The sequence below is a fragment of the Streptomyces sp. NPDC057010 genome (genome assembly GCF_042673805.1).
In the GTDB taxonomy this organism is placed as follows: domain Bacteria; phylum Actinomycetota; class Actinomycetes; order Streptomycetales; family Streptomycetaceae; genus Streptomyces.
Map to the genome: position 1 here is coordinate 1 of NZ_JBHUSC010000145.1, position 1,090 is coordinate 1,090.

Genomic DNA, 1,090 nt, shown 5'->3' on the forward strand with positions numbered 1-1,090 from the left:
ACCGCCTTCTGGATGGTCAGGCCACCGCTGCCCGTCGCGACGAGATCGAGACCGGTGCCCCGGAGCGCTTGTCGAATCGCGGCCTCGGCGGTATAGCTGCCCTCGACGGGCGACGATTTCAACGATTGCACGAGGCCCGCGTCGTAGCTCAACCTCACGTTGGCCGCCTGGGCGATTTCGACCAGCGTGCGATCCAGCGGACCGCTTGCGAGATGCCACGACTGCTGGGCAGCCTGTTGTGCATGCGCCGACGCCGCCATGAAAACCTGTGCAACGGCGACCGCGATGGCAACCCCTGATGCCTGGCTCGAGATAGCCCGGCGTGTTCCGATATTGAGCTTCACGTTTGAACCGCTCCCTTGTCGAATGTATTGGCTCTTCGTCCGTTCTATCAGTATTCCTACGCGTGACCACGTCATCATCGTGTCGCAAAGTACCGTCATGCTTTCAATCGGGCTTCGGTCAGCCTCTTGCCCGAACGCGTCATCGATGAAACAAGTCTATCGTCCGGGCCTGGAATGTTTTTTTAAAACAATTCGCTTGCGCTGCCCGTTTTGGAATTCCATTCCGCGGTTTCCGCCGCGCCGGTGAAATTCCGTCCTTCTCCGTTCCTGTCGATACACTGCCCGGCCCGTGCGGTCACAGCATGTAATCGAGCGGTAATACGGTGGTCTGTTTAATGGTCTCCATCGCGAAGCTCGAACTGACGTCGAAGATGTCGACGGCGCCGATCAAACGCCTGTATACGCTGTCGTACGCGTCGATATGCGGCACCACCTCCTTGAGCATGTAGTCGATGTGTCCGCTCATGCGATGGACCTCCACCACCTCGGGGATCGTCTCCACGACGTCGCAGAAACGCCGCAACCATGCGGCGGTATGTTCCGCGGTCTTGATCTCCACCAGAACGGTCACGCCCACGTTGAGCTTCTTCGCATCCAGAAGCGCCACGCGACGCGCTATCACGCCGTCCTGCTCGAGCTTCTGAATGCGTCGCCAGCATGGCGTGGTCGAAAGATTCACGCGGTCGGCGATCTCGGCCACCGAGAGCGTGCTGTCCTGCTGCAGCACGGACAATATGGCCTTGTCG

The 1,090-nt window shown here is 59.7% G+C and carries 2 protein-coding genes; both read right to left on the reverse strand.

Going from position 1 to position 1,090, the window contains the following annotated elements; translation table 11 throughout:
* The coding region (locus tag ACFTXQ_RS36700) for an STN domain-containing protein (RefSeq protein WP_382650036.1) at positions 1-344 on the reverse strand (344 nt) is incomplete at its 3' end.
* 295 nt (positions 345-639) lie between these two features.
* The coding region (locus ACFTXQ_RS36705) for an Lrp/AsnC family transcriptional regulator (RefSeq protein WP_382650039.1) at positions 640-1,090 on the reverse strand (451 nt) is incomplete at its 5' end.